This is a genomic window from Clostridium sp. CS1-1, from assembly GCF_056135525.1.
In genome coordinates this window covers 4,257,923-4,271,491 of the sequence record NZ_CM148680.1, presented here as the reverse complement: position 1 = coordinate 4,271,491, position 13,569 = coordinate 4,257,923, and the positions used below count along the sequence as shown (strand labels likewise).

Below are 13,569 nucleotides of genomic sequence, written 5' to 3'. Positions count from 1 at the left end.
GAAAAACATCTTGGATAAGAGCCAGCAAGCTCTTGTCCCCATTATATAACATGCTTACGCATAAATTCAATATTAGTATATGGACAAAGTTAATATTTTATACATGGGGGATGTAAAAATGAAAAAAGAATTTATTAAGAAGATAGCTAAAGTAGCAAAGAAGGATGCTAAATTCTCCAAAATACTAGTAGCTTGTGGGAAGAACTTTTAGATAAAAAGGGAGATGAAGCAGTAATTATGGCAGAACTTAAGTGGATTAAGTTAAATTTAGATATGTTTGATAATAGGAAAATTAAGCAGATTAGAAAATTACCAGGCGGCAATGACATGGTTTTATTCTGGGTAATGCTTTTAACTCTAGCCGGCAGAAGCAACTCTCAAGGATACATCCTTTTTACAGAAAACATCCCATATACTCCTGAGATGTTAGCAACTGAATGTGATTTTGAACTTAATACAGTAAAAATGGCTCTAGAGATCTTCAGTAAATTTAATATGATAACAATTAGACAAGAGACTATTACAATAGCAGGATGGGCTGAATATCAAAATATAGAAGGCATGGAAAGGGCCAAACAGCTTACAAATGAAAGGGTTAAGAGGCATAGGGAAAAGAAAAAAGCACTTATTGAAGCAGCTCAAGAAGAAACCTGTTCTAGTGGATGTAACGTTACAGAAACGTTACAAGAAACGTTAGGTAACACTAAATTAACGCATCTAGAAGAAGATAGAGAAGAAGAAATAGAAGAAGATAATTATCTTCTTTATCTAGAAGAAATAGTAGATTTTTATTGTTCAAAGGCTGGGATATTATCTGTTAACTTTAAACCTAAAGAATTTGAAACTGTAAAAGAATTATTAGTTAGTAAAATCCCTGTAGATGTAATCAAAAAAGGAATAGATTCAGCTTTTAATGACTACAAACCAGGTTTTAGAGGAGAAAAGATAAGTTCTTTTAATTACTGTAAACCTGTAGTGCTAAAGCTTTGGAATAACATAAATGCTAAAAAGAAAGGAGCTAAAAAAGGTGGAGACAATAGACCAAGTGCTGAAGACGAACTTAGAGAGCAAGGAATCGGATTGTAGAGTTTGTAAAAACTGTGGAGAGCCGATTGAAATAGTAAAATATCTTTCAGGATTTAATAGATACATTAAGGGACCTGTAATGTGCAGTTGTAAGAAAAAAGAGATTGAAGTAAAAGAGATTGAAGAGATGAATAAAGAAAAACAGTTAAGGCTAAAGCAGATTATTAAAAATAGTTTAATGGATGCTAAGTTTAAACAATGCAGATTTGAAAATTGGGATCATAAGAGAGGTTCGGAAAAGATATTTAATATCGGAACTAAGTATGCTTCTAGTTTTGCAAATATGAAAAATGAAGGTATAGGTCTTTTAATATATGGAGATCCGGGGAATGGAAAAACATATGTAAGTAGTTGTATAGCAAATGAGCTTATTGATAAATTAATTCCAGTAATATGCATAAGCGTAAATGGACTCTTAGACAGAATTAAACAGACATTTAATACTTGGGGCAAGGAAGGGGAAGAAACAATCATTAGAAGTCTTTCTAACGCAGATTTACTTATTATAGATGATTTGGGAACAGAGCAAGATACTGATTGGACTAGAACAAAGGTATATAACATCTTAGATAGTAGATATAGAAATGGATTGCCTCTTATAGTTACAACAAATTTTCCACTAGAAGATCTTAAGGAAAAATACCATGAGAGGACTTATGATAGGTTACTAGAGATGTGCACTCCTGTAAGGAATGATGGAAAGAGCATAAGAGTAGAAAAGGCCAAAGAGAAAACAAAATTATTAAGTGAGTTATTAATATGAAGGATGGGGGTATAAATATGAAATTAGAATTTAAAACTTATCAATTAAAAGAAGGAACCAGGACACATGACATGCTAGTTAAAAAAGCCAAACTACACAATGAATTTATAATAATTGGTGAAAAAATGGTTGAAGGGTATGCTGATTGTTATAAAGCTCTTCCAAGTTCAGACGATGGTCTGGAATTAATTAATGCTTTAACACTAGGTGAACAAACAATGGCAATACCCAAAAGTGATCTACAGCTTAAGAATGATGATTTACCAGGAATTGAAATACAAGAAATTAATATACCAAAAGAATATCTTGATATAGAGATTATTGAAGATATCCAAAGGTTAAATAGTTAATACGCAAAGTGAAGAAAATGCGGCAGAATCATTAAAAATGAAAATCCGAATAATGATCTTTGAAAATTGAATAATGCGGTGTAAAAAACAAAAGGAACTTACATTTATTGCAATAGTGATCTTCTGAAACCGTGTAAGTATGATATAATTGTTATTAGTTTAAGTAAAAATAGTAAATTTATGAGACTTATTAATTAGTCGAGTTTTGGGGGAGAATTATGATTTTAATTATGGCTTCAATAGCACTGGGATATTTAGGTCTTAGTATAGGAACTATGTTTGGGGCAGAAATGTTTATGTATTTATTCGGAATTGTAGGATTTTTAAGTCCTGGGTTATATGTTTTGGAACAAGTATATAAAGAAGTGAGAAAGACAAAGTAATACGGAATATTCTTATAGTGTTCATTAATCATAAATTAGAAATAATTGAACAATGGTAATTTATTATGAACTAAAGCATAAAATTTTGGGGGATATAAATATGAATACTTTTAAGAAAAACACTAAACTAATTTTGATAGTAGTTTTCATTATGATTTTCGAGTGGTATGGATTAAAACAGTATTACAATTATATACCAATAAGTGCACCAACACCTAAAATTATGTACAAAAATAAAGCAATTGTTTTGAAAAATGCAGATTTTAACTGGTTTGATAAAGATAATGGAGGAAACAGTAATATTTTTGGAGACTCAGCTGAAACATTAAAAGATTATAAACCAGTTGACGTTGGGCGTGGGGATTCACTTGAATATAGCTTTCCAAAAAAACCACCAAGGATTATCTTAATAACTATAACTAAGTGGGATGGCTCACAGTGGAAATTAGTAGATAGGTATTTTAGATTTTACAGTGCTAAAAAAGAAGACAGGATACTCAAACTTCCTGCAGAAAATGGAATTTATATTTATGAAATAGATGGAGAATGGGATGAAACTCATAATACAGCAAACATCTTTAAAATAAACGTTAGCTAAGCTAAAAATAATTGTAATAGTAATTATTCAGTTCGTAATGTTCTTATCTAACGTCATAACTATAAAACCGAATATTTTATTAAAACACCGCATTATTCAGAGTTGAATTTTGGGGTGTTTTTGCGTCGCATTTCAAATAAATTGGGAGGTAATTATGGATAATTTAACTGAAGAAGCTGAAAGAATTTATGATAGAAATTTAATTGAGTTAAGAGCAGCCAAAGAAGGTATTTTAAAAATTAAAAAAGTTGAAGAGGAACTTGAAATAACTAAATTTAGACTAATGCTTATATCCGAACTTCTTTGCGAAGCTAGAAATAATATAGTTGGCAATGAAAATATACAGGAGCTTAAAGACGTTGTTATGGCTGCATATAAGTTAAGTCAAAGCAGTAGGTAAAACAACAAAATTAAGTCAAAGAAATTGATAAAAATACTAAGAATTAAATGGAGGGGTAAAAATGAAAAAAGCATATATAGCAGGTAAAATAACCGGAAATGGTGCCTATAAAGATGAATTTAAAAAAGCTGAAGATAAACTCAGAGAAGAAGGACATGCTATTATGAATCCTTCAGTCTTGAATGAAGGATTTGAACAAATGGAATATCTTCACGTTTGTATGGCTATGATAGATGTTTGTGATACAGTATATTTTTTACCAACATGGACAGATAGCAAGGGGTCACACTTAGAGATGGGGTATGCCAAAGGCATAAAAAAAGAAATAAAGTTTTTGCAAGATTAAAAAATGTAGATATTCAGTAGGATTAAGTTTACAAATAAAATAGAGAGCTGCAAGTCTGGACAACCTATCAGCTCTCTAAAATCTCACTTGAGACACTTGTATTATAACATAGTTGTCTCAGTGTATCAACTAAGGAGGAAATACAATGTATAGTGCAAGTAGTAAAGATGAAGTAGTTATAAAGTTAGTAGGGAAGTTATCTTTGGAGTTTCCAGAGATGGATCAGCTTAAAGTTAGAAATGTAATAGAGGAAGTATTGTACAAGTATGAGATTACATCAACCGAGACAGCTCTTGTAGCTTCAGATATAGAGGAAAAGTTACAAATATATCTTGCAACTAAAAGACTTGATGGATTAAGTGAAAGAACATTAAAAAACTATAATTATCAATTATTGATATTCGCTAGTCATTTAATTAAGCCTTTATCAACTATAACTACAATGGACTTAAGAATGTATTTAGCTGCTAGATGTAAGAATATGAAACCAAGTAGTTTGAATGGACAAATATCAATATTAAAATCATTCTTTGGTTGGCTGAGTGAAGAAGAGTATATACCTAAAAATCCTGCAGCAAAATTAAAGCAAACTAAGGAACCAAAGAGATTGAGACATGCTCTTAGTGACGAAGAGATTGAATTTTTAAGACAAGCTTGTAAAACAAAACGAGAGTTAGCATTAGCCGAATTTTTAGTGACTACAGGTTGTAGACTTTCTGAGGTCGTTGGAATAAATAAAGATCATATAAACTGGCATGAAATGAGCTTATTTGTAATTGGAAAAGGAAATAAGGAGAGGAAAGTATACTTTAATGTAAAAGCTAAGATTCTTTTATTGAAATATTTAGAGACAAGAAAAGATAACAATCCTGCTTTATTTGTAGCAAGTAAGTACCCGCATAATAGAATAGGTGGCAGGAGTATAGAAAGAGAGGTAAATAAGATCGCAGAACGTGCAGGATTTGATAAATCTATTTACCCACACTTATTTAGACACAGTTTTGCTACACGCAATATTAATGCAGGTATGCCACTACACATAATCCAACATCTTATGGGTCATGAAACACCTGCAACAACTCAAATATATGCGAAAGTAAGTGAAGAAAATATAAGACATGAGTATAAAAGAATTTCCTAAAAAGTAATTTAAAGAAACCAGGGGGATAAGAAAATGAATATAGATAAATTGCTAATGCTTGAGCAGTCTGAAAGTGAAAGAGTAACTGGAATAGCTAAACTAGCTTTTATTTTAGATATGGAGTATGAGGATGCTGAAAAGTTAGTAGATAAAATGAAAAAACAGTTGAATGAGCCTGACTGCATACAAAGGGAGTATGAGGTAGCTATGGATTCTGAGTTTAATTGTTAGGAGATGATAGTGTGAAAAACATAAGGAGAAACGTTATAGCTCTTGCTACGAGTTTAGCATTACAGGAGAGTGAAAGAACTGGGAAAGAATATATAAAGTGCATTAGTGAAGCATTGGATGAAGCTTGTTTAAGGTTAGGGATAGGCAGAAAGGAATTCATAAGAATGTTTATATAAGGAGTGAGAAAAGTGAAGACATGGACTAAACAAGAAGAAAACTTTTTAAAAGTAAACTGGCCAAATATGAATGTTCCCGAATTAGCAGAAGCATTAAATAAAGAATTTAATACAAAAAGAAGTAAAGCTTCTGTGAATTGCAAAATAAATAAGTTAGGTTTACCTACTAAAAGGGACCATGACAGAAACAGCTCTATCAATAGAGAATCACAAATCGAAATGCAAGGAAGAATTAAAACAATACAGATAAACAGGATTAAAGAGTTGCTAAAATGTAAAGAGAACCTAAAACTTAAAGTGAAAAATGATAACAAAAGAGCATCTATACGATTTGTAAACGGAGTTGTAATACAAAAGAACGATAGCTTTATAGTAATAAACTTTGGGAACTACAACGAAAGCTTCAGATATACAGATTTTTTAACAGGAAGGGCGGAAATTATATGATTATAAATTACTTGGATATAGAGGTTAGGTTTGCTGGACAAGGGAAGGTTAAGCAATCAGTTAAGCTTGGAGAATGGGCTAGAACTGAATTTGAAAATAGGAAGGTAAAAAGAAGTGAAAATTAAGTTATTAGATGAAAATTGTTTTCCACAAAAAGGATATGTAAGTGATGCAGGGATGGATTTAAAGGCTAAATTACAAGATAGTATAAGACTACATAGCATGTGTAGAACAACAATACCAGTTGGCATAGCCATAGAGCTCCCAGAAGGAACTACAGGAATTATTAAAGGCAGAAGCAGCATAGCGAAAGCAGGTATTTTAGTTATGGAAGGTGTTGTTGATGAAGGCTATAGAGGAGAATTAGCAGTTACATTAGTGAATGTAGGAATAGATCCTGTAGAGATTCAACCATATCAGCGTATAGCACAGCTACTTGTTATTAATTTAAATAAGAGTGCAAAAAATATAACAATAGTGGACAACTTATCGGAAACTGATAGAGGAGAAAAGGGATTTGGAAGTACTGGAAAGCTATAATTTTATCCCTATGTACTAGTGTAATAGTTTACTAATTAAGAAAGATTAAATAAAAACTTATGGAGGTAAAGTGATGCTCACTATCGTTGAAGTCATACCATATAGGACATTTAAAGAGAGACTTCAATTGGTTAAAAAATATACAGGAAAAGCTTATATCGAGGTATGTAATGGATATTTATATATACAGAGGATGGAGGATGAAGTATGTTAGGTACAATAGTTATGGTTACACTTATAACTCTTATAATAATAACTCCAATCATAACATTAGCATTATGCAAGGTGGCAAAAGAGGCAGATGAGGCATTACAGCATCCAGAGAGAATAGCATTAAAGGGGGATAAGTAATAATGAAAGATCATATACGAGATTATTCTACAGAGGCATTTAGATTTTATGCTATGAATGGTAAATCAGCAGAAAAGTTCAAGCAGAAAATATATATTGAAGCACTAGATGAAATAAAGAAAAGGGAAACTACAGTTAAAGATGGGATTTCTAAACCTACAGAAAAGGCAATTATTGCAGCAGAAGAGGCTGTAAGTCAAAGAATATCTGAAATTTTGGATATGGAAGCAGTGGACAAGGTATTAGCAGAATTTGATGTAAGACGTAAAGTAATAAATAAGGCTATAGAAATTGTATATTTCACTGATGCAGATAAAGAATTAGAATCAGGTGATATAAAAAATAGAGTAGCTAAGGCTAGTTTGGAAATACCAGCGTCAGAAAGAAGTATATATACTTGGTTGAAGCAAGCTAGAGAGTTGTTTGCATACCAAAGGGGATTAAGAATTAAAAAAGTTTCCTAAAAGTCTGCAGTAATAAGGGTATATTACATGATAATATGTATATAGTTGAAATTTTAAGGTTGTGTCAGTAGGGATTACAAACTGGTGGCACAGTGAAGCACTTGGTTAACTCCAGGTGCTTATTTTATTTTAGAAAAGGAAGTGAGAGCATGCTAAGTATCTATACAAGTTATAAATGCAGAACGTGTAAGCGAGAATTTGTACTGCTATCTGAAGATGTAGACAACATGGAAAAGGGTATGTATTTAGTATGTCCTTATTGTTCGAGTAAAAGGGTGGGGAAGGAAAAGGTTAATGATAGTCTTAAAGAGTGCATGAAGGAAAGAACCTATAGAAAGGTACATGGAGCTATAAGACAGTTGAAATGATGGATCAAAAAATTAGAGATTGGGAAAAAGGTACATCAAATCCTATTCCACCATTGAAATATGAAAAGTTCAAGGAAAAGTTAGTAGAATATAGTGAACATAATAAAGAAAGAAATTTAATGCTATTTGTATTAGGCAGGTCAACTGGATACCGTTTAGGCGATTTAGTGCATCTTACAATAGGTGAATTAAAAGATGCTATAGAGTATGGATATTTTAATATACAAGAGAGCAAGCAGTATGAACAATGGAAAACTAATTTGCCTAAAAATCCTAATAAGAAAAAACCTGAAAAAAGGAAAGCCTCAATAGGGAGAAACTTAGAAAAATATCTCCAGGAATATTGCAAGGGCAAAAAGAGATCTGAATATGCTTTTCCATCTAATAAAGCAGGAGGAAAAGCATATATAAGTCAAAAGTCATTTAGCTCAATACTATCGGAAGTTGGTAAAAGTGTTGGACTTACTAATATTAGTGGTCATAGTCTTAGAAAGACATATGCTACAAAGATATATGAAGAATCAGGTAAAGATTTAGAACAGGTAAGAGTTGCATTGAATCATCAAAGTATAGAGGAAACTAAAAGATATTTAGGTATAAAACAAAAGATGCAAATTAATGCAGCACTAATAGCAGATGAGGGTATTTAAATATTTTTTTAGCCTATTAAAGGTAATAAATAAAATGGTACCTATTTGAGATAGGTATAAAAAAATATTACTAATATAAGAGCATTAAAAAGAGAATAAGTAATTCTCCATGTTATTACCGATTGAATAGTCTTAAATAAAAAGTACTTCAAAGCTAGTAATTACAATGCATACAAGGTAATTAAATTAAGAAATATTAAAAATTAATTATTTTATACACTGAGACTAGGGTATAGAGCCATGGCTCAATGTTGGAGGTGAAAAATGAAGTCAATTGAAGAGATCGTAGAAAGCAATTTAAGCCTCATAGCTTCAATGGTAGAAGGCAATGCAACAGATAAAGAAATAGCAGCTAAAATAGGAGTTGGATATTCAACTTATAAGAGATATAAAGCCACAAATAATGAATTAAAAGCAGTTATTGCAGAAGGTAAGGATAAGAAAAACCAATCAGTTGAGCAAGCATTATATAATTGCTGTGTTGGCTACTCTTATTATGAGGAAGTTGTTACTAAGGTTAAAACAGAAGTATTAGCTGAAGATGGTCAAACAGTATTGACTCAGGAAGATGTAAAGATAAGTAATGTTAAGAAGTATAAAGGACCTGACTTAGCAGCACAGAAGTATTGGTTGAACAATAAGGATAAAGTGCATTGGAAAGAAGATCCTTATAAAGTTGAGAATGATAAGAAGCTCACTAAACTTAAAGAAAAAGAAGTTAATGCTAAGGTTATTGAAGTATGAAGATAACGTGCATGGTATGTGGCATAGTAGATAAGCCACATAGATGTCCACATATTAAAAGGCGCACAGATAATACTAGAGTAGATAAGAAGATATATAAGAATAAAGAATGGACAAGGGTAAGGCAAGAAGTATTAGATGATTATAATGAAATATGCTTATGGAGTTTATATGTAGATGGAAAGATTAAAGCAGCTAACATAGTTCATCATATAGAAGAAGTGTTAGAGCGTGAGGACTTAGCGTATGAGTATAGCAATCTAATACCACTAGAGTATTACAATCACGTGCTAGTGCATGAACTCTATAAGAAGGATAAGAATAAAGTACAAGACACCTTAAGATTAATGATTAATGACTATGAGAAGGGTGACAGAACGATAGGTAAATATTCAAGATGCTTTATATAGTCCCCCCCTACTTGTTGAGATTTTGGAAGGGATTCCTCCAAGACCACATGGGCACAGTCATTCACACGAAATCTGTAAAATGAAAGATTTAAAAGTTAAAAGAAAAGGAGGTTTAAAATTTGGTAAGACCATGTAAGAGTGCAAAAGTACTTACAGAATGTTCACAAACAAAAGATGAAATCCAGGAGAGAATTGAAAATGAAGAAAAGTTAAAAGGTAAAGCTGATAAAATAAATCCACCTGATTATTTGAATGATAAGCAAGTGGATTTATTTAATTATATAAAAAGTCAACTTGAAGAGAGTAAGCTATTAAGCAATTTAGATGTTTACATACTGGCCAAGTGTGTTATAGCAATTGATAGGCTCCAAGTCATTGAAGATAAAATTAATAAAAATCCTAAGTTACTAATACAAAGTCAGTTTATGAGTGCTAAAGATAAATATGATAAAGACTTTTATAGATGCTGCAACGAATTAAGTCTATCTCCACAGTCAAGAGCTAAACTTGCAAATATTAATTCAATGGCACAACAAGAGAAAGAAGATCCTATCTTAAAAGCACTTAGAGATGATGAGTAATGGATATAAAAGATAGTAGAGCTTATAAATATGCTAGTTGGTGTATTGAAGAAGATAATGATAAAGTAGGAACTTATGTTAAGAAACAATGTAAAGAATGGCTTGATATTGTAGAAGGCAAAGACAGTGAAGCCTATTTTTGTAACAAAACATACAAAAGAATATATAAGCTATTAGGGTTAATGGTTCATCCAGATTTACATTTACCTTTAAATACATGCTTAGAAGATTATCAAGAATTATTTATATATGCTACTCTATGCACTAAATATAAAGATGACAGTAAATTATATTTAACTGGTTTATTAGAAATAAGCAGAAAAAACTATAAATCATTTACTGCAGCAATAACATTTATTCTTGAAATGTTATTAGAAAGTAGATTTGATAGATACTTTAGTGTAGCTCCTGATTTGCAGTTATCAAAAGAATTAAAAAGGGCAATGGAAAAGATAATCAAATCAAGTCCATTGATTGCTAAACATTTTAAGGTTACAAGAGATTATACTAAATGTAAGCTAAATGAAGCTGAATATATAGCACTAGCATATTCAAAAGATAATATGGATGGTAAACTTGCTAGATTGTGGCTTGCAGATGAGGCTGGCAATTTAGATGCATATCCAGTTGAAGCCATGAGGTCATCACAAATAAACTTATGGAATAAGCAGGGTATTATTATTTCAACTCAGTATCCTAATGACAATAATGTTTTCCTAGATGAAATTGATTATGCTAAAAAAATTCTAGATAAATTGGTTGAAAATAAAAGATATTTTGCATTACTATATGAACCTGATGATAAGCTTATTAAAGATTGGGAAAGTAATGACTTAGTTATATATCAGAGTAATCCGGTTGCAGTCGATAACGAATTAATGTTTGAAGGTTTAAAAGATAGTAGAACAATGGCTATTCTTTATGAGAATAAAAGAGAAAACTATTTATGTAAACACAATAACATCATGTATAAAGGATTAGGAACAGAAGGCTTTGTTGATATTAATAAAGTTAAAGAATGTAGAATTAAAGAAGATATAGAGTTTTGGAAAGGCAAGAATGTATATTTAGGATTAGATTTATCAGCTTCAGATGATAATACAGCTAATGCAATGATTACTGAATATGAAGGTTATATTTATGCTAAAGTATGGGGTTTTGTGCCTACTGAAAAAATAGATTACAAATCCAATAAAGAAAAAGTAGATTATAAGAAAATGATTAGAGAAGGCATATGTCTTAATTGTGGTGATGAAGTAATTGATTATGGATTTATAGAATCACATATAATGAGTATTGAAAAAAAATATGGAGTGAATGTGCTTCAAATAGGCTATGATAGGTGGAATGCATTATCAAGTGCTCAAAAACTCGAAGCAGAAGGCTATGAAATGGTTGAGATAAAGCAACATAGCTCAGTATTGCATATGCCTACAAAATTACTCTTAGAAAGTATTTTGGGTAAAAAGTTTAAGTATGAAAGTAATAGACTACTAGAAATTAATTTTCAAAATGCTAGATGTACATATGATACTAATGAAAATAGATATGTAAATAAGAAGAGATCAAGTGGTAAAGTTGATATGGTTGTATCACTTATTAATGCTATTTATTTATTACAACAAGAGCAATTATCAGGTAAAGATTGTAGCATTCAAGTAATTTAGAAAAGAGGTGATAACGATGTGGCCCTTTAGAAAAAAAGAACTTAGAGTAGATGAAAGTACTACTTTAGAAGATTTGCTTTTACAGGCTGGGTTAGCAGAAGATACTATTACAAGAGAAATGGCAGTAAATATACCAACTCTAAGTGGTTGTGTTGAGCTAATAAGTAATACTGTTGCCATGTTGCCTATAAAGTTATGTAAGGCTGCAAATGGTCAAGTTACAGAAATTGAAGAAGATAACAGAGTTATTTTGCTTAATGATGATACTGGTGATACTTTAGATGGGTTTCAGTTCAAGAAAGCGTTGGTAGAGGATTATCTTTTAAATGGTAATGGATATGCTTATATTAATAAGCAAAGAGGACAAGTAGTAAGTTTAAATTACGTTAAAGAAGAAAATGTAAGCATTAACATGGGGACAGACCCGATTTTTAAAACTTACGATATACTTGTTAATGGTCAGACTTATAAACCATATGATTTTATCAAGATTTTAAGGAATAGTAGAGATGGGGCTACTGGAACTGGAATTGTAGAAAGCAATAATAAAATACTTGTAGTAGCTTATAATTCACTAGATTATGAGAATATACTTGCTAAGACTGGTGGAAATAAGAAAGGTTTTATTAAAGCAGCATCAAAACTTACTCAAGATGCTATTGACTTATTAAAAGAACAGTGGAATAAAATGTATTCTAAGAATAGCGAGAACTGTGTAGTTCTTAATAATGGTTTAGAATTTCAAGAAAGTAGTGCAACGCCTACAGAAATGCAGATAAATGAAAATAAAGTTACCAATGGAAATGAAATATGCAAGATATTAAATGTACCACCATCCATAATAACTGGCGATGGTAAAGCCAATGAAAATGATCATGAAAAATTTGTTAAGTTGGCAATATTGCCAGTTTTAAAAGTTATACTAACAGCTTTAAACAGAGACTTACTTCTAGAAAAAGAGAAGAAGTCTTTTTATTTTGCATTCGATATTAAAGAATTAATGAAGGGTGATATGTTAAAGAGATTCCAAGCCTATGAAATTGCTATAAGAAACAAAATCTTAGGCATAAATGAGGTTAGATATGAGGAGGATAAACCGCCAATAGAAGCGTTTAATGATGTTTTAGTGTTAGGGCTTAACGATGTACTATATAACATTAAAAACGGATCAGTTTACACACCTAATACTAACAAGGTAAGCGACATGAAAGGGGGTGAGGTTACAAATGAGGATAGAAATTAGAAATGATAGTGTTATTTTAGATGGTTATGTAAATGCAGTAGCTAGAGATAGCAGACCTATTCCAAGTGTTAAGGGAAAATTTGTTGAGCAAATAGAGCCTAGAGCATTTGAAAGAGCTTTAGGGAAAAGTGATAATGTAGATTTACTTTTAAATCATGATAAAAACAGAAAGCTAGGCTCAATAAAGGAAGGAAACTTGCAACTCTTTGAGGATAATATTGGTTTAAGAGCAATATGTACTATATCAGATACAGATGTAATTGAAAAAGCTAAAAATAATCAGTTAAGAGGGTGGAGTTTTGGGTTCTATGCCAATAAAGATAGATGGGAAGATACAACAGATGGAATACAACGCAGATATATTGAAGATTTGGATCTGTTTGAAGTATCTATAGTAGATAACACTAAAACACCAGCTTATATTGCTACTAGTATAGAGAAAAGAGCGGATAAAGAAATCATTACAGAGAATAGATGTAATGATTTTAAAGCTATAACCATTGATGAAAGTACTAAAGAAGAGAAGAGAACAGAAGAAAAAACAATAGATTACTCAATTTATGAAAAAGAAATAGAACTATTAAAATTAAAGGCTTATAAATAAGTCTTTTTTTATTTAAATTTGAGGAG

General features: G+C 31.1%; 24 protein-coding genes. All 24 read left to right on the top strand.

Features of this window, described 5'->3' with window-relative positions:
• The first annotated feature begins 192 nt into the window (after positions 1-192).
• The 24 genes from AC0N0V_RS20195 (at position 193) to AC0N0V_RS20080 (ending at position 13,543) form a co-directional block, all read left to right on the top strand.
• On the top strand, positions 193-1,086 hold the full coding sequence (locus AC0N0V_RS20195; protein ID WP_474460609.1) for a phage replisome organizer N-terminal domain-containing protein: 894 nt from the start codon (positions 193-195) through the stop codon (positions 1,084-1,086).
• The gene (locus AC0N0V_RS20190) at positions 1,028-1,849 is read left to right on the top strand and encodes an ATP-binding protein (protein WP_474460608.1); all 822 of its coding nucleotides are present in this window, start codon (positions 1,028-1,030) and stop codon (positions 1,847-1,849) included. The genes AC0N0V_RS20195 and AC0N0V_RS20190 overlap by 59 nt, the downstream gene beginning before the upstream one ends.
• Before the next feature lie 17 nt (positions 1,850-1,866).
• Positions 1,867-2,199 carry a hypothetical protein gene (locus AC0N0V_RS20185; RefSeq protein ID WP_474460607.1) on the top strand — a complete coding sequence of 111 codons (333 nt, stop codon included), beginning with the start codon at positions 1,867-1,869 and terminating at the stop codon, positions 2,197-2,199.
• A 218-nt stretch (positions 2,200-2,417) separates the two neighbouring features.
• Positions 2,418-2,582: a hypothetical protein gene (locus AC0N0V_RS20180; RefSeq protein WP_474460606.1), complete on the top strand. Its 165-nt coding sequence runs from the start codon at positions 2,418-2,420 to the stop codon at positions 2,580-2,582.
• Positions 2,583-2,682: 100 nt separating this feature from the next.
• On the top strand, positions 2,683-3,180 hold the full coding sequence (locus AC0N0V_RS20175; RefSeq protein ID WP_474460605.1) for a hypothetical protein: 498 nt from the start codon (positions 2,683-2,685) through the stop codon (positions 3,178-3,180).
• Positions 3,181-3,334: 154 nt separating this feature from the next.
• Positions 3,335-3,580 (top strand): hypothetical protein, encoded by a 246-nt coding sequence (locus tag AC0N0V_RS20170; RefSeq protein WP_474460604.1) that lies wholly within the window; start codon positions 3,335-3,337, stop codon positions 3,578-3,580.
• 61 nt (positions 3,581-3,641) lie between these two features.
• The gene (locus tag AC0N0V_RS20165; RefSeq protein WP_474460603.1) at positions 3,642-3,926 is read left to right on the top strand and encodes a DUF4406 domain-containing protein; all 285 of its coding nucleotides are present in this window, start codon (positions 3,642-3,644) and stop codon (positions 3,924-3,926) included.
• Positions 3,927-4,071: 145 nt separating this feature from the next.
• A complete protein-coding gene (locus tag AC0N0V_RS20160) occupies positions 4,072-5,067 on the top strand; it encodes a tyrosine-type recombinase/integrase (RefSeq protein WP_474460602.1) in 996 nt (331 codons plus the stop codon).
• A 33-nt stretch (positions 5,068-5,100) separates the two neighbouring features.
• The gene (locus AC0N0V_RS20155) at positions 5,101-5,298 is read left to right on the top strand and encodes a hypothetical protein (RefSeq protein WP_474460601.1); all 198 of its coding nucleotides are present in this window, start codon (positions 5,101-5,103) and stop codon (positions 5,296-5,298) included.
• A gap of 11 nt (positions 5,299-5,309) precedes the next feature.
• Positions 5,310-5,474, top strand: a complete 165-nt coding sequence (locus AC0N0V_RS20150; protein WP_474460600.1) for a hypothetical protein — start codon at positions 5,310-5,312, stop codon at positions 5,472-5,474.
• A 12-nt stretch (positions 5,475-5,486) separates the two neighbouring features.
• A complete protein-coding gene (locus tag AC0N0V_RS20145) occupies positions 5,487-5,921 on the top strand; it encodes a hypothetical protein (protein WP_474460599.1) in 435 nt (144 codons plus the stop codon).
• Positions 5,918-6,046 carry a hypothetical protein gene (locus tag AC0N0V_RS20140; RefSeq protein WP_474460598.1) on the top strand — a complete coding sequence of 43 codons (129 nt, stop codon included), beginning with the start codon at positions 5,918-5,920 and terminating at the stop codon, positions 6,044-6,046. The genes AC0N0V_RS20145 and AC0N0V_RS20140 overlap by 4 nt, the downstream gene beginning before the upstream one ends.
• On the top strand, positions 6,036-6,461 hold the full coding sequence (dut, locus tag AC0N0V_RS20135) for a dUTP diphosphatase (protein WP_474460597.1): 426 nt from the start codon (positions 6,036-6,038) through the stop codon (positions 6,459-6,461). The genes AC0N0V_RS20140 and dut overlap by 11 nt, the downstream gene beginning before the upstream one ends.
• A 73-nt stretch (positions 6,462-6,534) precedes the next feature.
• A complete protein-coding gene (locus tag AC0N0V_RS20130; RefSeq protein ID WP_474460596.1) occupies positions 6,535-6,675 on the top strand; it encodes a hypothetical protein in 141 nt (46 codons plus the stop codon).
• The gene (locus tag AC0N0V_RS20125) at positions 6,669-6,812 is read left to right on the top strand and encodes a hypothetical protein (RefSeq protein WP_474460595.1); all 144 of its coding nucleotides are present in this window, start codon (positions 6,669-6,671) and stop codon (positions 6,810-6,812) included. The genes AC0N0V_RS20130 and AC0N0V_RS20125 overlap by 7 nt, the downstream gene beginning before the upstream one ends.
• Before the next feature lie 2 nt (positions 6,813-6,814).
• On the top strand, positions 6,815-7,276 hold the full coding sequence (locus AC0N0V_RS20120; protein ID WP_474460594.1) for a hypothetical protein: 462 nt from the start codon (positions 6,815-6,817) through the stop codon (positions 7,274-7,276).
• Positions 7,277-7,425: 149 nt separating this feature from the next.
• On the top strand, positions 7,426-7,644 hold the full coding sequence (locus tag AC0N0V_RS20115) for a hypothetical protein (protein WP_474460592.1): 219 nt from the start codon (positions 7,426-7,428) through the stop codon (positions 7,642-7,644).
• Positions 7,644-8,294 carry a tyrosine-type recombinase/integrase gene (locus AC0N0V_RS20110; protein ID WP_474464592.1) on the top strand — a complete coding sequence of 217 codons (651 nt, stop codon included), beginning with the start codon at positions 7,644-7,646 and terminating at the stop codon, positions 8,292-8,294. The genes AC0N0V_RS20115 and AC0N0V_RS20110 overlap by 1 nt, the downstream gene beginning before the upstream one ends.
• Before the next feature lie 264 nt (positions 8,295-8,558).
• Entirely contained in the window at positions 8,559-9,038 is a 480-nt protein-coding gene (locus AC0N0V_RS20105; protein ID WP_474460591.1) for a Xaa-His dipeptidase, read from the top strand.
• On the top strand, positions 9,035-9,448 hold the full coding sequence (locus AC0N0V_RS20100; protein WP_474460590.1) for a hypothetical protein: 414 nt from the start codon (positions 9,035-9,037) through the stop codon (positions 9,446-9,448). The genes AC0N0V_RS20105 and AC0N0V_RS20100 overlap by 4 nt, the downstream gene beginning before the upstream one ends.
• A 119-nt stretch (positions 9,449-9,567) precedes the next feature.
• The gene (locus AC0N0V_RS20095; RefSeq protein WP_474460589.1) at positions 9,568-10,029 is read left to right on the top strand and encodes a phage terminase small subunit P27 family; all 462 of its coding nucleotides are present in this window, start codon (positions 9,568-9,570) and stop codon (positions 10,027-10,029) included.
• The gene (locus AC0N0V_RS20090) at positions 10,029-11,696 is read left to right on the top strand and encodes a terminase TerL endonuclease subunit (RefSeq protein WP_474460588.1); all 1,668 of its coding nucleotides are present in this window, start codon (positions 10,029-10,031) and stop codon (positions 11,694-11,696) included. The genes AC0N0V_RS20095 and AC0N0V_RS20090 overlap by 1 nt, the downstream gene beginning before the upstream one ends.
• A gap of 16 nt (positions 11,697-11,712) precedes the next feature.
• Positions 11,713-12,939, top strand: coding sequence for a phage portal protein (locus AC0N0V_RS20085; protein ID WP_474460587.1), 1,227 nt, complete (start codon positions 11,713-11,715; stop codon positions 12,937-12,939).
• Entirely contained in the window at positions 12,923-13,543 is a 621-nt protein-coding gene (locus AC0N0V_RS20080) for an HK97 family phage prohead protease (RefSeq protein ID WP_474460586.1), read from the top strand. Before AC0N0V_RS20085 ends, AC0N0V_RS20080 begins: the two co-directional genes overlap by 17 nt.
• The last annotated feature ends 26 nt before the right edge of the window (positions 13,544-13,569 follow it).

What these genes read in the sequence shown, in the direction of transcription:
- AC0N0V_RS20185 (WP_474460607.1), top strand. Translation starts at nt 1,867, where the DNA reads ATGAAATTAGAATTTAAAACTTATCAATTAAAAGAAGGAACCAGGACA.
- AC0N0V_RS20180 (WP_474460606.1), top strand. Translation starts at nt 2,418, where the DNA reads ATGATTTTAATTATGGCTTCAATAGCACTGGGATATTTAGGTCTTAGT.
- AC0N0V_RS20175 (WP_474460605.1), top strand. Translation starts at nt 2,683, where the DNA reads ATGAATACTTTTAAGAAAAACACTAAACTAATTTTGATAGTAGTTTTC.
- AC0N0V_RS20170 (WP_474460604.1), top strand. Translation starts at nt 3,335, where the DNA reads ATGGATAATTTAACTGAAGAAGCTGAAAGAATTTATGATAGAAATTTA.
- AC0N0V_RS20165 (WP_474460603.1), top strand. Translation starts at nt 3,642, where the DNA reads ATGAAAAAAGCATATATAGCAGGTAAAATAACCGGAAATGGTGCCTAT.
- AC0N0V_RS20160 (WP_474460602.1), top strand. Translation starts at nt 4,072, where the DNA reads ATGTATAGTGCAAGTAGTAAAGATGAAGTAGTTATAAAGTTAGTAGGG.
- AC0N0V_RS20155 (WP_474460601.1), top strand. Translation starts at nt 5,101, where the DNA reads ATGAATATAGATAAATTGCTAATGCTTGAGCAGTCTGAAAGTGAAAGA.
- AC0N0V_RS20140 (WP_474460598.1), top strand. Translation starts at nt 5,918, where the DNA reads ATGATTATAAATTACTTGGATATAGAGGTTAGGTTTGCTGGACAAGGG.
- AC0N0V_RS20130 (WP_474460596.1), top strand. Translation starts at nt 6,535, where the DNA reads ATGCTCACTATCGTTGAAGTCATACCATATAGGACATTTAAAGAGAGA.
- AC0N0V_RS20125 (WP_474460595.1), top strand. Translation starts at nt 6,669, where the DNA reads ATGTTAGGTACAATAGTTATGGTTACACTTATAACTCTTATAATAATA.
- AC0N0V_RS20120 (WP_474460594.1), top strand. Translation starts at nt 6,815, where the DNA reads ATGAAAGATCATATACGAGATTATTCTACAGAGGCATTTAGATTTTAT.
- AC0N0V_RS20115 (WP_474460592.1), top strand. Translation starts at nt 7,426, where the DNA reads ATGCTAAGTATCTATACAAGTTATAAATGCAGAACGTGTAAGCGAGAA.
- AC0N0V_RS20110 (WP_474464592.1), top strand. Translation starts at nt 7,644, where the DNA reads ATGGATCAAAAAATTAGAGATTGGGAAAAAGGTACATCAAATCCTATT.
- AC0N0V_RS20105 (WP_474460591.1), top strand. Translation starts at nt 8,559, where the DNA reads ATGAAGTCAATTGAAGAGATCGTAGAAAGCAATTTAAGCCTCATAGCT.
- AC0N0V_RS20100 (WP_474460590.1), top strand. Translation starts at nt 9,035, where the DNA reads ATGAAGATAACGTGCATGGTATGTGGCATAGTAGATAAGCCACATAGA.
- AC0N0V_RS20090 (WP_474460588.1), top strand. Translation starts at nt 10,029, where the DNA reads ATGGATATAAAAGATAGTAGAGCTTATAAATATGCTAGTTGGTGTATT.
- AC0N0V_RS20085 (WP_474460587.1), top strand. Translation starts at nt 11,713, where the DNA reads ATGTGGCCCTTTAGAAAAAAAGAACTTAGAGTAGATGAAAGTACTACT.
- AC0N0V_RS20080 (WP_474460586.1), top strand. Translation starts at nt 12,923, where the DNA reads ATGAGGATAGAAATTAGAAATGATAGTGTTATTTTAGATGGTTATGTA.